This is a genomic window from Paenibacillus sp. GCM10012306 (assembly GCF_042649265.1).
In the GTDB taxonomy this organism is placed as follows: Bacteria; Bacillota; Bacilli; order Paenibacillales; family Paenibacillaceae; genus Paenibacillus_AQ.
Map to the genome: position 1 here is coordinate 690383 of NZ_JBHRYW010000001.1, position 15816 is coordinate 706198.

Below are 15816 nucleotides of genomic sequence, written 5' to 3' on the forward strand. Positions count from 1 at the left end.
AGATACTCGCAAGGAGATGCCGCCCTTGTCACAAGGGCGGTAAAATCTTGTTTTAAATTGGTTAAAATTTTAAATTTCGGGACCGCGATTTAAGGGGACAACAGTCTTTAAGGACAGGGACCTTCTTCGGAAGGAGAGGCTGTGGTCAGTCGTGGAGAAAGGATGACTCCTAATGATTAAAGGTCGCATACACTCCTTAGAAACCTTTGGAACCGTTGACGGGCCTGGTATTCGCTTTGTTTTGTTCATGCAAGGCTGTCTGCTGAAATGCCAATATTGTCATAATCCAGATACATGGGCATTGGATGAGGGTAAGGAAATGAGCCTGGAAGAGGTTCTGGCGGAGATCGAGCCTTACTTGAACTATTACCGTACGTCCGGAGGTGGCTTGACCGTATCCGGCGGAGAGCCGACGCTGCAGGCGCATTTCGTCAAGCAACTGTTCACGGAAGTGAAGAAACGCTGGAATCTGCACACTACACTGGATTCCAACGGCTACAATGAAGGTGACAAGATTAATGATCTGCTGGATGTGACAGATCTCGTGATGCTGGATCTCAAGCATATCGATGACGAAGCCCACATCAAGCTGACAGGCAAATCCAATGAACGGACACTGAAGCTTGCACGCTGGCTGTCAGATCACAATCGCAAAATGTGGATCCGGCACGTCTATGTTCCTGGCATTCATGACCGGGAAGAAGACTTGCTAAATCTTGGTCGCTTTATTGGCAGTCTGAATGGGGTAGAGAAGTTCGAGATCCTGCCGTATCACCAGATGGGCGTATACAAATGGGAGATGTTAGGCAAGGCCTATGAGCTTGAGGGTGTTCCCAGCCCAACTGAAGAGGAAATAGAGCGGGCTTACCGACTGGTTGAAGAAGGTCGCAAACAGGTCGAACTGGTATAATATCTACTCATAAGAACATAAGAAGCCGTCCCAGAATAGCTGCTGCTAAAGGGGCGGCTTCTGTTATGATATAAGAATAATCCGCTTACAAATTCTACGTAAAAGAGTCGTTCTTCCTAGTTTGTGTTAAAATACATAACATATATTTGATTTAACATCTTAATAAGCAGTGTTTTCCCTTATTTTCAGACGATATTTTGACTTTGTAATTAGCTTTTACAATTAATAATGTAATATATTCTAACGTTAAAAGTTAAAAAATAACAATGATTTCGCTTACATTAGACAATTTTATCCCTATTGTAGATGAATCTTAACCTTACGCTAATAATCACCTTTTTTTATAATAGAAACTGTAAACGAAATCATTAAATAGGGAGGGTCACAAAAATGAAAAAAAGTATGACTTTGCTATTGTCCCTGATTTTCGTAAGCTCTGCGCTACTGGCAGGTTGTGGAGGGAATAATAACAACACTAGCACTACGAATGGTGAAGGCAACAAAACTGGAACCAACACGGTGGAGGCTACGAACGCTCCAGCTACGGAAGAACCGGTAAGCGCGGAACCGTTCGAAATGACGATTCGTCATACACAAGTAGGGGCAGATAAACAAAAACGCTTGGCTATTTTGGAGGATGTAGTTAAGAAAGTAGAAGGGGAAGTTCCTGGTTTAACCTTTAAGCTGGACGGCGTTGAATCAGACGTTAACCGTAAAGAAAAACTTCGTGGTGAAATGGCAGCAGGCAATCCACCGCAGGTATTCGATCTGTTCGGTAGCCCTGACTCCAAGATTTATGCGAAAGAAAACAAGCTTCTTGATCTGACACCTATTCTGGAAGAACTGGGTATCAAAGATAAGTTCTCCAACCTTGATCCGTTTACTTATGAAGGTAAGATCTACGGATTGCCAATCGGCGGTTCCGGGGAAGGATTCTTCTATAACAAAGAGTACTACAACAGCAAAGGTTGGAAGGCTCCTACGACTTTTGCCGAGCTGGAACAACAACTGGCAGATATCAAGGCTGACGGCAAAGTGCCATTGGCTGCTGCTTCCAAAGCAGGCTGGGTACCGTTGATGTTGGCTAACCACCTGTGGTCGCGCTATGCTGGACCGGAAGTCACTGCTAAGTTCGCTACTGGCGAAGCTAAATGGACAGATCCGCAAGTCGTTGCCGGCTTTGCCAAGTACAAAGATTGGGAAGACAAAGGTTACTTCAAAAAAGGCGAGCTAGGCTTCGAGTACGCTGAATATACAACACAATTCACGAGCGGTGAAGCCATCCTGTTGTATGACGGAACATGGAAATCTTCCGTATTTAAACCAGGTCAATCTGGTGAAGGTCTGATCGGCAAGGTTGGATTCTTCAATATTCCACCAGTTGAAGGCGGCGTGGGTGACCAAACATCCCTGATGCGCGATGTGAACAATGGTTACGGCTTCTCTGCTGCGGTAGCTAATGACCCTCGTCAATTGGCTGCAGTGAAATCTTTCATCAAGAACCTGTTTAATGAAGAAATGCAGCTTCGCGGACTTGTAGAAGATGGTGTGCTGCCTGCAATGAAGATTGACCAGAACGTATTGAATCAAAATATTACAGATGATCTGATGAGCGAGATCGTGGCTGTACTGAACAACTCCCAATCCTCATTCCCAGCTTTTGACTCTCTTGTGCAAGCGGATGTAACCACTGAGATCAGCAACATTCAAATTCAAAAGCTGATCGGCGGACAGACCACACCTGAGAAGATGGGCGAAGCACTGCAAAAGGTTCAGGAAGAAGCCAACGCAGCAGTGGAATAAGAAGCAGGAACTGAATGTACCCTGGCGCTTGTTCCAGGGTACATTTTTTAAAATACTTCCTTAAATCGTTCCCTGATGTCTAAGCAATTGGAGGTAGCCATGAATAAAGCATTGAGAAGCCCTGTGGTCTTTACGTTGTTTGTTATTCCTGCGTTAATTCTGTTCCTGATGTTCTTCATTTATCCCATTTTCAGTTCCATCTACTACAGCTTCACCAGTTGGAATGGTGTATCATCGACAGTTAAATTCACTGGTTTTAGTAATTATTCGAAAGCTTTCGGAGATCCAAGGTTCTGGATTTCGGTGAAAAACAATGGATGGTTCATCCTGTTCTCTGTGTTTATCCAAGTTCCCTTGATCGTGATCTTCTCTCTTCTAATCGCAAATGTGAAGAAGCTGAAGGGTCTCTATAAGACAGCGGTTTTTATGCCATCGATTATGTCGACGGCTGTTATCGGAATCCTGTGGGGCTTTATCTACGAGCCTAACATCGGACTCTTTAACAAACTGCTGAGTTTGGTCGGAATTAACCCGGTATACTGGTTGTCGGATGAGCGGTTCGCGATGCTGTCCATCCTGATCACCAATGCGTGGCAGTGGACCGGATTTTATATTGTCATGGTGCTGGCAGCTATTCTGTCCATTCCAGGCGAACTGGATGAAGCTGCGGCAATCGATGGTGCAACCCGTTTTCAGCGGGCGACCCGAATTACGCTTCCTTTAATCGTTCCTATTATTTCAGTAGTCATCATGCTGTCCATCGCGGGTGCGATGAAGGCTGCGGACATCGTTATCGTAATGACGAAGGGCGGACCGGCTGGTTCGACTGAAGTAATGGCGACGTACATGATTAAATATGCAATTACCAACTTCAAATATGGGTACGGCAATGCCATCGCAGTCCTGATCTTTGCATTCACGCTGGTGGTCACGGTATTGTATCAGGTGCTTATTGCCCGGCGTACAGAAAGGGTGGAATACTGATGCGCACCCTGAAAAAGAGTCTACCCCATGTGATCCTGTTGGGTTATCTATTAGTCATCCTGTTTCCTTTCCTGTTCGTACTGTTCTCGTCCGTGAAGAAGGATAACAACGCGATTGCCCTTAATCCTTTTGGTATCCCGAAAGAATTTGTCTTCAATAACTATGTTGAGGCATGGGTTAATGCGAAAATAAGTACCTATTTCTTCAACAGCTTGTACATTTCGGTCTTATCTTCAGTTGTATCTATCTTGCTGGCTTCCATGTTCGCGTTTGCGATCACACGCATGCGCCAGGGTAAATGGAATACGATATTGTTCTCTCTCGTTCTTGTAGGGATGTTGATTCCGAACAATGCATTGATGCTACCGATTTACAACATTGTACGTAAACTTGGTATCTTAAACACACACTGGGCGCTGATCATCCCATATATTGCGAATGCGATACCATTTACGATCATTATTTTAGCTGCATTTATGCGCTCTCTGCCTTCAGAAATTGAGGAAGCGGCGGTTGTGGATGGCTTGAAGGCACCGGGAATCTTTGCTAGAATTATAGTACCGCTTACAGTTCCTGCAATGGTTACAGTATTCATCGTGAATTTCCTGGGAAATTGGAATGAATTCTTGCTGGCCAACTACTTCCTCTCCAATGATGAACTGCGCACACTCCCAGTGGGCATGGTCCAATTCCGAGATCAGTATCAAATGAACTATGCACAGATGTCGGCGGGGATTGTCTACAGCGTATTGCCAGTGGTTATTATCTATGCGATTCTGCAGGAGAAAATCATTGAAGGCGTTACTGCGGGCAGTGTGAAGGGATAATTTCTTAAGGTCAGGAGCATAGCCGATGAATTTGCGCTACAAATTATTTACGGCATTTGTGGGCCTGATCATCATTCCATTATTTATTCTAGGCATGATCATGTTCTTCGTGACTTATAATTCGATTGAGACCAAATATAGCCAGCAGTCGGAATATTCCCTGAAGGCGATCAGCTATAGTATCTCCAATGTCTTCAAAGACATGGATAATGTAACAGACAACGGAATTGCCACCTCAGTGTTTCATATGGCGCTAAGTGCCGACGATCCTTCCAAACAGGATCTGACGGATGCTGAGCAGCTCAGCTTGAATGCCAGCCAGCGCAGCTTCCGGAGTCTGTTATACAACCATCCTTCGATCAGTTATGCTTTTCTTTACAATTTTAATGGAAAAGGCAGCTCACAGATTGTATCGGTATTTAATAAGGAAAATTTCCGCACGCTGCCGTATGATAAATTCAAACAGAGCGATCTGTACAAGGAAGTCATGACGCTCAATGGTGTACCCAAATGGCTGGCTCCTCACGAATACCCGGAATTGACAGGCGTTGAACCTGTCTTTACACAAATCCGGCTTGTGAAGGAGCTAAGCTATTTTCAGAACATCGGCATATTAGTGGTACAGGTCAAGAATTGGGAATTCCAATCGATTTTTCGTAACTTGAAGATTGGCGACAGCAATCAGAAGGTATCCTTTATGCTGGTTAATGATGATGGTATGATCCTGTTCGATCCTGACAACAAGCTGGACGGACAAAATATCGATTCGTTCACAACGAAAGAGATCGATTTCAAGTCTGGATTTCAGAGCGTGAAGACTGAATTTGCTGGAGAGAAAAGCATTCTATCTGTGTATCACCTGAAGGATTACCCTTGGAGTCTGGTATCCGTGACCTCCTGGGACACGCTATCTCGTGAAGTAACAGTATTTGCACGCTGGTTTGTGTTCGTCGTCTTTATCTGTTTTTTGGCGGCCGTGTTCTTTAACCTATTCTTTATGAACAGGATTACGGGTGCCATTGCGGTCATTGTCCGCTTCATGCGCCGTGTAGAAGATGGAGATCTGACTACTCGTGTTGAGGAAAAAGGAAACGATGAGTTGACTCTGCTGGCAAAAGGTTTTAACGATCTTATGAATAAGATCAATGGTCTGTTCACCCGGGTTCAGGTCGAGCAGCGCCGCAAGAATCAGGCTGAGATGCGTGTTTTGCAGGCACAGATTAAGCCTCATTTTCTGTTCAACACACTGGAGTCGATCAATGTGCTGGCCGTGCAGAATGAAGGGCGCAAAGTAAGTGAAATGGTCTACAGGCTGGCGAGTATTTTGCGGATTAGCATTCAGGGCAGGGACGAGATTACCGTTGAGGAAGAGATAAAGCATCTTCGCAATTATTTGGATATCCAGAAGTTCCGGTTTGAGGATCTATTCGACTATGAGATCGACATTCCTGATGAGCTGATGAGCTGCGGGATTCTGAAGCTTACGCTCCAGCCGCTTGTGGAGAACAGCATTCAACACGGCTTTGAGGGGATTGATTATACAGGCAAGTTGATCATTCAGGGCTGGGAAGAGCGGGGGAATCTGGTCCTGAGAATCTCAGACAACGGGATTGGTATGACGCCGGCTCAGTTATCGTTGTTTCAGTACATGGTGAACGAGAATGCGGAGCAAGAAGCTGAGGACAAACCGGAGAATCGGATGAATCATGAGCGGCGAGGACTTGGCGTCCGCAGTGTAGCCGACCGTATCCGTATTGAATACGGAGATTTGTACGGTGTCTTTATCTGCTCCAGCCCCGGACAGGGAACGATCATACAATGCGTCATACCTAAATACGAGCAGGGGGAAGATCATTATGCTAAAAGTATTATTGGTTGACGATGAAGCGCCGATTCTCAACAATTTGAACCGTGTGCTGCCCTGGGAGGACATGGGTATGACTGTGGCGGGCATGGCCCGGAGCGGCAGGGATGCCTTGCGTATTGCTGAGGAGGAACATCCTGATCTTGTACTGTGCGATATCCGCATGCCGGTTATGGATGGCCTGACATTCGTGGGCAAGCTGCGTGAACTTGGCAATGAGTGTGAGGTGCTGCTGCTCACGGGATACCAGGAGTTTGATTATGCTCGTGAAGCGATCCGGCTCGGGGTGAGGGAGTATATCTGCAAGCCGATACATTATGAGGAGCTAGGCAATAAGGTACGTGAGATTGGGGCCCATATTCGCAGCAGGAAGTACAAAGATAAATTGTTTAATAGTCTTCCTTTGTTCCAGGAAGTGCCGGATAACGCAAGCGAGAACTCGAAAAAATCCTCCGATCAGCTCATGAACATGGCGGTTCAGTACATTACTGAAAAGTTGAGTTCTGACATTGGCATTGAAGAGGTGGCCGGCAAGCTTGGCATTAGCAGCAGCTACTTCTGCTTGCTGTTCAAGAACCGCTTCTCGATGACGTTTGTCGAATATGTAACGCAGCAACGGGTCGATGCCGCTAAGTTCATGCTGGCCCACAGCGAGAAAAGCATTGCGGTGATTGGTTCGGGTGTCGGCTATCAAGAACGGCGTTATTTCACCAAAGTATTCCAGAAGCAGACGGGGATGACGCCCAAGGAGTATCGAGAGGCTTGGAAGCAGAGTGCCGAGTAAGCATTTGGTATGCTTTCCAAGTAATTAAAACCCTATAAAAAATGAGTAATGACATACTATGAACACCTCAATGGATCATGGTTTTTGATTCAGAGAGGTGTTTTTCCGTGTTTATGGAAGATGTAGTTAATCTTTTCTTTACATTTCTGAAACTTTTTAAGACCTACTGCGTCTAATACTATGTTTTGTTAAAAAGGTACGCAGCAAACTTAACCGTCGTCCGTATGGATGACAGTATGTTTGCAGGGAATGTAGCTGCTGAATATCGAACGCGCGCTAATATTCCATCAAATAGGAGCAGAAGGAGTCATACAATGAATTTTAGAAAACTCGCATTAGTTGCTGTATTGGCGGTTTCTCAGGTCGCTGCAGCCGTTCCGGCATTTGCGTCCTCTGTGAGTGGAACCGTGATCGGCACTGTCGGTGCTGCTGTTCCGGATACTACGCAGCAGAACGCCGTCAATCCGTCGCAAGCAACAGACTCGTTACCGCATCAGCCAGAGGCCACTGAACAGCCTCTTAACAATGCAGTGCCTGGAGCAGGTGAAATTTCACCCACGCCACCACCAAGTGACGTACCTGTAACGACAGAAACACCTGTATCCACAACATTGCCAACAGCAACGCCAGTACCAAGCGCAACCCCAACACCAACTGTAACCCCGAACCAAAGCGTACAGCCTGTTCCTACCAGTGGCCCTAACCAGCTTATTCTGATGATGAACAGCAACAAGATGTATTCCAATGGAGTTCTGTATCTGGCTAACCAGCCAATGGCTGTCAAGAATGGTGTATCCTACGTTTCAATCCGTGCTATGGTGGAGCGGGTAGGGGTGAAATTCTATTTTGACAACAAAACAAAGGAAACAGTCGTTACTAAAGGCACTGACGTTATGCGTTTCAAGACGGACAGCAATGTCTACACCGTCAACGGCAAAAAGGTAACGATGAAAGGTCCTGCCTACCTGTTCAATGGCACATTTATGATTCCATTAACTTCTATTACTGCAGCGCTCAGTATTCCTTATACCGTAGATAATGTGCAAAAAAGTGTTAATCTGACACTGGATACGAAACCTAAAGCATCCTTCACGGTACAGCCTACCGAAATCTATGCTGGCCAGCCGGTAGTCTTTACTACAACCAGCTCTTCCCCGAATGGCACCGCCATCGTTGATGAACGCTGGGATGGTAAGCAGGATGTATATGATCAACCAGGGTCTTATACTATTAGCTACTCTGTTAGAGACGAGAGTGGACAATGGAGTAATCCTTACTCTGTAACCATCAATGTCCTGCAGCCTAACCAGCCGCCGGTAGCCAGCTTCACGACAGACAAAGATGAATATAAAATGGGTGAGCCTGTGGTCATTACCGACCAAAGCTATGATCCCGAAGGTGAAACAATTACGACCGAATGGTCGAATCGTGCACTTGCCTATTTCAACCCGGGTCCAATCTCCATCCAATTGAAGGTTACGGACAAACAGGGATTGAGCAGTACTTTTGAAAAGACGATTAATATTACGAATGAGCAGTTGTATACGCAGGACGAAGTTGCCAAGTTATTCACCCAGCCGGGTGATGTTCTGACCATCGATGGTGGTAGTATCCCGAGCTATCCTAATGTGGGATACAACACTTCTTCCGAGCCATACACACTGATCCGCAGTAACAGCCCTGAAACAGTGAACACTGAAGGGGTACTGTACCGCGAGACGGCTCTTGGATCGACACGTTTCTTGGTTCACCATAAGAACAACATGAGCACAAGACAGAAAGTGTATATCATTGCAACGAATAAAAACCCAGAACCAGCAACGATTACGACGCAATTTGTCGGATTTGCCGGTCCTGCAGCATCACCGGAGTACACAGGCAAAATTTCTGTCATGAAATACTATAATTCAATTGTGACTGGCGAGAACTACAGCACGATTACCCTTCAGCCGGGACAAAGTGTGCCGATCCTGACCGACACAAGTAAAGTCGCAATGAAACCGGGGGACATTATTTCCCTTAGTGCTGATCTGGTAAGTGATTATGCCATCCAATATGACGTAATGATGATCGAGCAGACCAAGGATCCATTGGCCACTTTGCCGCTTCTGCCTATTCTTGACCGCGACGGCGTGCATAACCGTGGTACGTATCCTGATTCCACTCGTATCATCAACGTACCTGATGTAATCGGAACAACACCGTCCAGACTTGTTCTGGGAGACAATAAGAACGATCCGAACCTTGTTGGTGTGGATCCTATGTATGGAACCGAAGCTTCCAATGCCGGGAACTTTGGGGTATTGTACAAAATCAAGCTTGATCGCGTAGCACCAAACACACTCATCACATTCAACCCGCGTGGAGGCAACTACCTTGGATCTGTTCTTGTGAATGGTGTGATAGTGAATCTGGCGAATAAAGGAAGCCTGTCAAATTCCGACATGAATGCAGTGCTCTTCCGCACCGGTGCATATGAGGGTTCGGTTGAGATGCTGTTCACAGTTGCATCGGGAAGTAATCTTCCTGTAAACTTTGTCTTCACACCGCTTCCAGCCAAGAAGTAAGGACATTTTCAGTTTCAAGCACTTATAAATAGACTTTCTTACACATCCCGAGGGCGTTCTGACATTGAACGTGCCTCGGGTTTTTTTGTGGATATAATACTCATGGATTGATATTTGATCTCATGCGGGCAAGGAGCTTCATTGACGGAGTCTATATTTTGGGGCATTATAAAGAGAGTGTAATTGAAATGAACAAATATTATGGGAGATGAGCGTATGCTGTCGACAGATCAAATATTGGAAGTCATGTCGGGGCAGGGACTGCGAATCACCGATCAGCGCAAAACGCTTGCCAAGTTATTCGGCGAGAATACAGGATATTTGTCAGCGAAGGATGTCTATGATCACATGGGCCGCAAGTATAGCGGTCTCAGCTTTGATACCGTCTACCGCAATCTCCGGGTAATGGAGGAGCTTGGTGTGCTTGAACAGGTCGTCTTTGAAGATGGCGTGAAGTTCAAGGCCAGCTGCGTACACGATCATCATCACCATCATATGATTTGCCTTCAGTGCATGAAGACTTATCCCATTCATTTCTGCCCGATGAATTTGACTGATACACCGGATCAGTTCCGGGTCGTCAAGCATAAATTTGAGGTGTTCGGTTACTGCAAGGATTGTGAAGAGACCCGAGAAGAGGAATCAACGCCGGCGAGTCTCAGCAAAGCAGGGCATTAAGATGGGAGTCGGACGCAGAGCGATTCAGGCGCCAATCCGGGTATACCGCAAGTTTATTTCACCGATTAAGCCGGCTACTTGCCGCTTTTACCCGACCTGTTCAGCCTATGCACTGGAAGCGATAGAAGTTCATGGTCCCTTGAAAGGTTCATGGCTCGCTGCCAAGCGCATTGCCCGCTGTCATCCTTTTCACCCGGGAGGCTTGGACCCTGTCCCCCCGCTCAAGGAGGAGCCCCCAAAGGGAGGAACGTCTCAGGTTACTTGACATGACGGCGTCTTTTTGGGTATATTTTGGATAATAACTTGATTTCCGAGGAACGGATGAGTAGATCGGGATACCTGTACAGAGAACCGGGGGAAGCTGAGAACCGGCAGGGGACGCCAGATTGAATATGGTCCGGGAGGAACTGTGTTCGAGCGGGAACCGTATGTAGGTTCACGTAAGATAACGGCGTGTTCCAGCGTTAATGGGCAGTTCCCGGCAAGGGAACTGGAGAAGCCTGTTCTCTGTGAGGAGACAGGGAATTTTGGGTGGTAACGCGTGAGTTTACTCTCGCCCCATAAGGGGGCGGGAGTTTTTTGTTTTTTTATGGAGAAGAAAGGGTGACGACAAATGAGCGACAAGAAAACTTTTTATCTGACAACACCAATCTATTATCCGAGTGACAAGCTGCACATCGGGCATGCCTATTCAACGGTAGCCGGGGATGCTATGGCCCGTTACAAGCGCCTGCGTGGCTACGAGGTTCATTACTTGACCGGTACAGATGAGCATGGACAGAAGATCGAACAAAAGGCCGGTGAAGCTGGCAAGACCCCGCAGCAATTCGTTGACGATATTGTTGTCGGTATTAAGGACCTGTGGCGCAAACTGGATATTTCCAATGATGATTTCATTCGGACTACAGAAGAACGCCACAAAACGATCGTGCAGGATATTTTTGACCGTTTGCTGAAGCAGGGTGACATTTACAAAGGTGATTACGAGGGTTGGTACAGCATTCCTGACGAGACCTTTTACACCGAGACACAACTCGTTGATGTAGAGCGCGACGGCAATGGAGTCATTATTAGCGCGAAAAGCCCGGATAGTGGTCATGCGGTAGAGCTCGTCAAGGAAGAAAGCTACTTCTTCCGGATGAGCAAATATGCAGACCGTCTGCTGAAATTTTACGAGGAGAACCCGGAGTTCATTCTGCCGGAATCCCGTAAGAACGAGATGATCAACAACTTTATCAAGCCGGGTCTGGAAGATTTGGCAGTATCCCGTACCACCTTCGACTGGGGCGTTAAAGTAAAGGGTGACGCGAAGCATGTGGTGTATGTATGGATTGACGCCCTCACCAACTACATTACTGCACTGGGCTATGGCTCGGCAGACCGTAGTTTGTACGATAAATTCTGGCCTGCAGATGTGCATATCGTGGGTAAAGAGATCGTTCGTTTCCACACCATCTACTGGCCAATTATTTTGATGGCACTGGGCGAGCCACTGCCGAAGAAAGTATTTGCACACGGTTGGTTGCTGATGAAGGATGGAAAAATGTCCAAATCCAAGGGTAACGTGGTTGATCCAGTGACTCTGATTGACCGCTACGGTCTGGATGCCCTGCGCTACTATCTGCTGCGCGAAGTACCATTCGGCTCTGACGGCACCTTTACACCGGAAAGCTTCGTAGACCGGATTAACTACGATCTTGCCAATGACCTTGGCAACCTATTGAACCGGACAGGTGCGATGGTTGAGAAGTACTTTGAAGGCGTGCTTCCGGCTTATGAAGGTAACGTAACCGCATTCGACGGCGAGTTGCTGGCTGCGGCGCAGAGCACATATGAGAAAGTGGAAGAAGCGATGGAGAAAATGGAGTTCTCCGTTGCATTGACCGCCATCGGGGCGTTCATTAGCCGGACGAACAAGTATATTGATGAGACTCAGCCTTGGGCGCTCGCCAAGGATGAGAGCAAAACTGCGGAGCTGGCTTCCGTGATGAGACATCTTGTTGAAAGCTTGCGGACTGCGTCCATTCTGCTACAGCCGTTCCTGACCGGCGCACCAGCGAAGATCTGGGAGCAGCTTGGCATTGCGTCAGGCGAGCTGACTACATGGGACAGCGGCAAGACGTTTGGCCTGATACCGGCTGGTACGAAGCTGGTGAAGGGCAATCCGATCTTCCCACGTCTTGATGTGGAACAAGAGGTGGCTTACATCGCTGAGGCGATGGGCGGTGGCAAGGCCGCAGCAGCTCAGCAGGCCGCAGCGGCTCCTGCAGCGGCTGAATCCGAGCTGGAAGAAGAGCATAAGGAAGAAATCGGCATCGACGATTTCGCCAAGGCGGAGCTGCGGGTGGCGCAAGTCATTGCCGCTGAGCCAGTGAAGAAGGCTGACAAGCTGCTGAAGCTCCAACTGGATCTCGGTTACGAGCAGCGCCAGGTTGTATCGGGAATAGCGAAGTTCTACACACCTGAAGAGTTGGTAGGACAAAAGGTGATCTGTATCGTGAACCTGAAGCCGGTTAAGCTGCGTGGTGAGTTGTCGCAGGGTATGATTTTGGCGGCTTCCAAAGGCGATCAGCTAACGCTGGCCACAGTACCGGACAGCATGCCTAACGGAGCGATTGTGAAGTAGGGCGACTGCAACGAACTTTAAAGGGAACATCCTTCAGCTATGAGAGCTGTGTGGGATGTTCCCTTTTTTTGAAAAAATTATGTGTCAATGTAATTCTCCGGTCGTAACCGGTACACTGTTATGCCCTGCGTTGCGCTTATTGTTTGATGTTAATGCAGAGGAGTAGCCGTCGCATACTTTGTCCTGTGTAATAGGATCATTTTGGGATAAATAAAATTATTTGTCATCTAATGTTCTGAGAAATATAATGGGGAGACAAGTGTAATTTCTTTTTAAAAAGATCGTTATTTGTCTCGAAAGGGGATCATTTGTCACTATGAAAAAAACCTTTCTGTTCACCCTCCTGTTATTGCTTATTTTGAACACACTAGCCGTTCCAGTTAGCGCTACAAGCAGTGCTCCTACTGTAGTTACACTCCCAGCGAGTGCCTTCAATAGTGGAGGTCTGGATGCGCCCCGGGTTACTCCACTCACCGGCAATAGAGTATTGTTGATGAATCGTAACGGTGATGATAGTAGCACACTGCAAATGTTGGATACCTCACTTCATACTGTGGTGTGGGGTCGGACGCTTAAACTTTATGATTTAGCTGTTGTGACCGTTTCAAAGAAAATTGTACTCCTAACCGAAGAAAATAAGGCGCTTAAAAAGCTTGTCCTCGACTATGACGGCAAGGTGCTAAGTAGCGATAACTTTCGCTATGCGCTGAAATTACCGAAAAATACAGATGAAGGGTTCTTAACTGCCCGCTGGTCAGCACCAAGCGCCGGTGAGCCAGAGCGCATCGCAATAGTGAATAATGGTCAATTCCAACTCTTCCAAAGCCCGTGGTTATCAAGCCAGGTGAACTATTCACTAAAGTTAAACCTAAATGATAATTATGAAGATATTCGGCTGCTTGACGTCAATTATCCTGGTTACCCTTATGTCGTGATGAAATACCAGGGTTCGGGCATCGGATCTACAACATATTTTCTCCGTATTATCAACTTGTTCAGCAAGCAAGAATATTCATTGCCTTTTGGTAGCGCACAACGCCTTGGTGGACATGACATTATCTATCAATTGAATGGGAAGAATCTGCTGGTGGGTACGTCTCATGAAGAACGGCTGGGTGCCACGATCAGTAATCCTGAAGCACTGCAGCCCGTTTTTTACACCTATCAGTTGGCAACGGGTAAGCTAATCAATTCGCTAACTGCCAATTTCGTTCCGGACCAGGACGTGTACGGCTGGAAAACTCAACTATTCGGTAATACGTTGTTCGTGCAAGATCTGAATAATAATAGCTGGAGAATCTATGATATAACTCAGGCACAAGCAGCGCTGGCAACTGGTGAGGCTGCAGTACCGCTGATTTTACTCCAAGTGAATGTCGAAGCACGTAGTGCAGTTTTTCTTGCACCGGATGGCGATGACAAAGCTGCGATAAAAACCGTGAAGTTCTAGTGTGAAGAGCGAATTACGGAATAGATATGTAGCCATTAACAGCCGAAGTGATTTACAACCGTAACTGAACTGCAGTCCGATAGTTGGGTCATCTGACTATTGGGTTGCAGTTTTATTTATTTTAATTTGGGATCTCCATGGTGTTCTGAGAAAGTTGTTTTGCTGAAAAAGCAGAAATATCATAGTCATAAGAGTTGACTTATCGTAACTATTACTATTATAATTCGCATAGTAAACATTACGATCTGAGGAGTCGATAGGTATTATGGTTTCACGTATGTCACGCAAAGGGTGGATTGTGGTTGCCCTGATGCTGGTTCTTGTACTCGCCGGATGCGGCGCAAAGAGTGGTGGAAATATTGTGGAGGGCAAAGTAAACGTGGTCACCACATTTTATCCTATATATGAATTTGCCAAAGAAATTGGTGGGGATGACATCCATGCCATCAACCTGCTGCCGGTCGGTGTAGAACCGCATGATTGGACACCTCGTAGCCAGGATATTATGAATACGTCCAAAGCGCAGCTGTTTTTGTATAATGGTGCCGGGCTTGAGGGCTGGGTACCGAACTTCCTGAAGGGGCTGGATCGTGGAAGTAAAGTGCAGGCCGTGGAAGTGAGTCAGGGCATTGCTTTGATCAAAACAAATGAAGATGACGGTCATAACCATGGCGGCAGCGATAATGCTGATCATGAGAGTGGGGCGGAGGATCATGGTGCAGAGAATGGAAATACGGGCGGAGATAGCCTGCACACGGACCCGCATACTTGGGTAAGTCCGAAGTCGGCGCTGATTATGGCCGAAAATATTAAAAACAGCCTGCAAAACGTTGATCCCGGGCACAAAGATGCCTATGAGGAGCGTTATAATAAGCTGGCAGAGCGCCTCAAGGCACTTGACGTCAAGTTCGAAACCGAACTCGCCAAGGTTCCGGGCAAAGAAATTGTGGTCTCCCATCAGGCCTTCGGCTATTTGACTCGTGATTATGGTCTCGATCAGCATGCGATCATGGGCTTGTCACCGGATGCTGAGCCACGTGGTCAGGATTTGGTTGCATTAGCGAAGCTCGTGAAGGATGAAGGGATTAAGTATATTTTCTTCGAGGAACTGGTCTCTGACCGTCTTGCCAAAACACTGGCGAATGAAACTGGGGTATCGACACTAGTGTTGAACCCGGTAGAGGGTCTGACCCAGGAACAGGAGAAAAACAATGATAATTATTTCACCCTGATGGAGAAAAATTTGCAAAATCTGATTCTAGCCTTACAATAATAAGGAAAGTATACGTGAAAGGTGGTACTACGCATGCAACCGGTATCCCT

General features: G+C 46.8%; 12 protein-coding genes. All 12 read left to right on the forward strand.

The window, feature by feature from the left end; all coding sequences use genetic code 11:
• Positions 1 to 172: 172 nt before the first annotated feature.
• The 12 genes from pflA to ACFORK_RS03085 all read left to right on the forward strand — a co-directional run bounded on the left by pflA (position 173) and on the right by ACFORK_RS03085 (position 15766).
• Positions 173 to 910: a pyruvate formate-lyase-activating protein gene (gene pflA, locus ACFORK_RS03030; protein WP_379195457.1), complete on the forward strand. Its 738-nt coding sequence runs from the start codon at positions 173 to 175 to the stop codon at positions 908 to 910.
• 390 nt (positions 911 to 1300) lie between these two features.
• Positions 1301 to 2713: an extracellular solute-binding protein gene (locus tag ACFORK_RS03035; RefSeq protein ID WP_379195459.1), complete on the forward strand. Its 1413-nt coding sequence runs from the start codon at positions 1301 to 1303 to the stop codon at positions 2711 to 2713.
• Positions 2714 to 2812: 99 nt separating this feature from the next.
• A complete protein-coding gene (locus tag ACFORK_RS03040) occupies positions 2813 to 3697 on the forward strand; it encodes a carbohydrate ABC transporter permease (RefSeq protein WP_379195461.1) in 885 nt (294 codons plus the stop codon).
• Positions 3697 to 4524 (forward strand): carbohydrate ABC transporter permease, encoded by an 828-nt coding sequence (locus ACFORK_RS03045; RefSeq protein WP_379195463.1) that lies wholly within the window; start codon positions 3697 to 3699, stop codon positions 4522 to 4524. Before ACFORK_RS03040 ends, ACFORK_RS03045 begins: the two co-directional genes overlap by 1 nt.
• 25 nt (positions 4525 to 4549) lie before the next feature.
• On the forward strand, positions 4550 to 6403 hold the full coding sequence (locus tag ACFORK_RS03050) for a cache domain-containing sensor histidine kinase (RefSeq protein ID WP_379195465.1): 1854 nt from the start codon (positions 4550 to 4552) through the stop codon (positions 6401 to 6403).
• A complete protein-coding gene (locus ACFORK_RS03055) occupies positions 6381 to 7172 on the forward strand; it encodes a response regulator transcription factor (protein ID WP_379195467.1) in 792 nt (263 codons plus the stop codon). Before ACFORK_RS03050 ends, ACFORK_RS03055 begins: the two co-directional genes overlap by 23 nt.
• 314 nt (positions 7173 to 7486) lie before the next feature.
• The gene (locus ACFORK_RS03060) at positions 7487 to 9739 is read left to right on the forward strand and encodes a stalk domain-containing protein (protein WP_379195469.1); all 2253 of its coding nucleotides are present in this window, start codon (positions 7487 to 7489) and stop codon (positions 9737 to 9739) included.
• 216 nt (positions 9740 to 9955) lie between these two features.
• Positions 9956 to 10417, forward strand: a complete 462-nt coding sequence (locus ACFORK_RS03065) for a Fur family transcriptional regulator (RefSeq protein ID WP_379195471.1) — start codon at positions 9956 to 9958, stop codon at positions 10415 to 10417.
• 1 nt (position 10418) lies between these two features.
• Positions 10419 to 10682, forward strand: a complete 264-nt coding sequence (yidD, locus tag ACFORK_RS03070) for a membrane protein insertion efficiency factor YidD (RefSeq protein WP_379195473.1) — start codon at positions 10419 to 10421, stop codon at positions 10680 to 10682.
• A 348-nt stretch (positions 10683 to 11030) separates the two neighbouring features.
• Entirely contained in the window at positions 11031 to 13043 is a 2013-nt protein-coding gene (metG, locus tag ACFORK_RS03075) for a methionine--tRNA ligase (protein ID WP_379195475.1), read from the forward strand.
• Positions 13044 to 13359: 316 nt separating this feature from the next.
• Positions 13360 to 14493, forward strand: a complete 1134-nt coding sequence (locus ACFORK_RS03080) for a hypothetical protein (RefSeq protein ID WP_379195477.1) — start codon at positions 13360 to 13362, stop codon at positions 14491 to 14493.
• Positions 14494 to 14770: 277 nt separating this feature from the next.
• Complete coding sequence (locus ACFORK_RS03085; protein WP_379195479.1) at positions 14771 to 15766, forward strand: metal ABC transporter solute-binding protein, Zn/Mn family; 996 nt, start codon at positions 14771 to 14773, stop codon at positions 15764 to 15766.
• The last annotated feature ends 50 nt before the right edge of the window (positions 15767 to 15816 follow it).

What these genes read in the sequence shown, in the direction of transcription:
- pflA (WP_379195457.1), top strand. Translation starts at nt 173, where the DNA reads ATGATTAAAGGTCGCATACACTCCTTAGAAACCTTTGGAACCGTTGAC.
- ACFORK_RS03035 (WP_379195459.1), top strand. Translation starts at nt 1,301, where the DNA reads ATGAAAAAAAGTATGACTTTGCTATTGTCCCTGATTTTCGTAAGCTCT.
- ACFORK_RS03040 (WP_379195461.1), top strand. Translation starts at nt 2,813, where the DNA reads ATGAATAAAGCATTGAGAAGCCCTGTGGTCTTTACGTTGTTTGTTATT.
- ACFORK_RS03045 (WP_379195463.1), top strand. Translation starts at nt 3,697, where the DNA reads ATGCGCACCCTGAAAAAGAGTCTACCCCATGTGATCCTGTTGGGTTAT.
- ACFORK_RS03050 (WP_379195465.1), top strand. Translation starts at nt 4,550, where the DNA reads ATGAATTTGCGCTACAAATTATTTACGGCATTTGTGGGCCTGATCATC.
- ACFORK_RS03055 (WP_379195467.1), top strand. Translation starts at nt 6,381, where the DNA reads ATGCTAAAAGTATTATTGGTTGACGATGAAGCGCCGATTCTCAACAAT.
- ACFORK_RS03060 (WP_379195469.1), top strand. Translation starts at nt 7,487, where the DNA reads ATGAATTTTAGAAAACTCGCATTAGTTGCTGTATTGGCGGTTTCTCAG.
- ACFORK_RS03065 (WP_379195471.1), top strand. Translation starts at nt 9,956, where the DNA reads ATGCTGTCGACAGATCAAATATTGGAAGTCATGTCGGGGCAGGGACTG.
- yidD (WP_379195473.1), top strand. Translation starts at nt 10,419, where the DNA reads ATGGGAGTCGGACGCAGAGCGATTCAGGCGCCAATCCGGGTATACCGC.
- metG (WP_379195475.1), top strand. Translation starts at nt 11,031, where the DNA reads ATGAGCGACAAGAAAACTTTTTATCTGACAACACCAATCTATTATCCG.
- ACFORK_RS03080 (WP_379195477.1), top strand. Translation starts at nt 13,360, where the DNA reads ATGAAAAAAACCTTTCTGTTCACCCTCCTGTTATTGCTTATTTTGAAC.
- ACFORK_RS03085 (WP_379195479.1), top strand. Translation starts at nt 14,771, where the DNA reads ATGTCACGCAAAGGGTGGATTGTGGTTGCCCTGATGCTGGTTCTTGTA.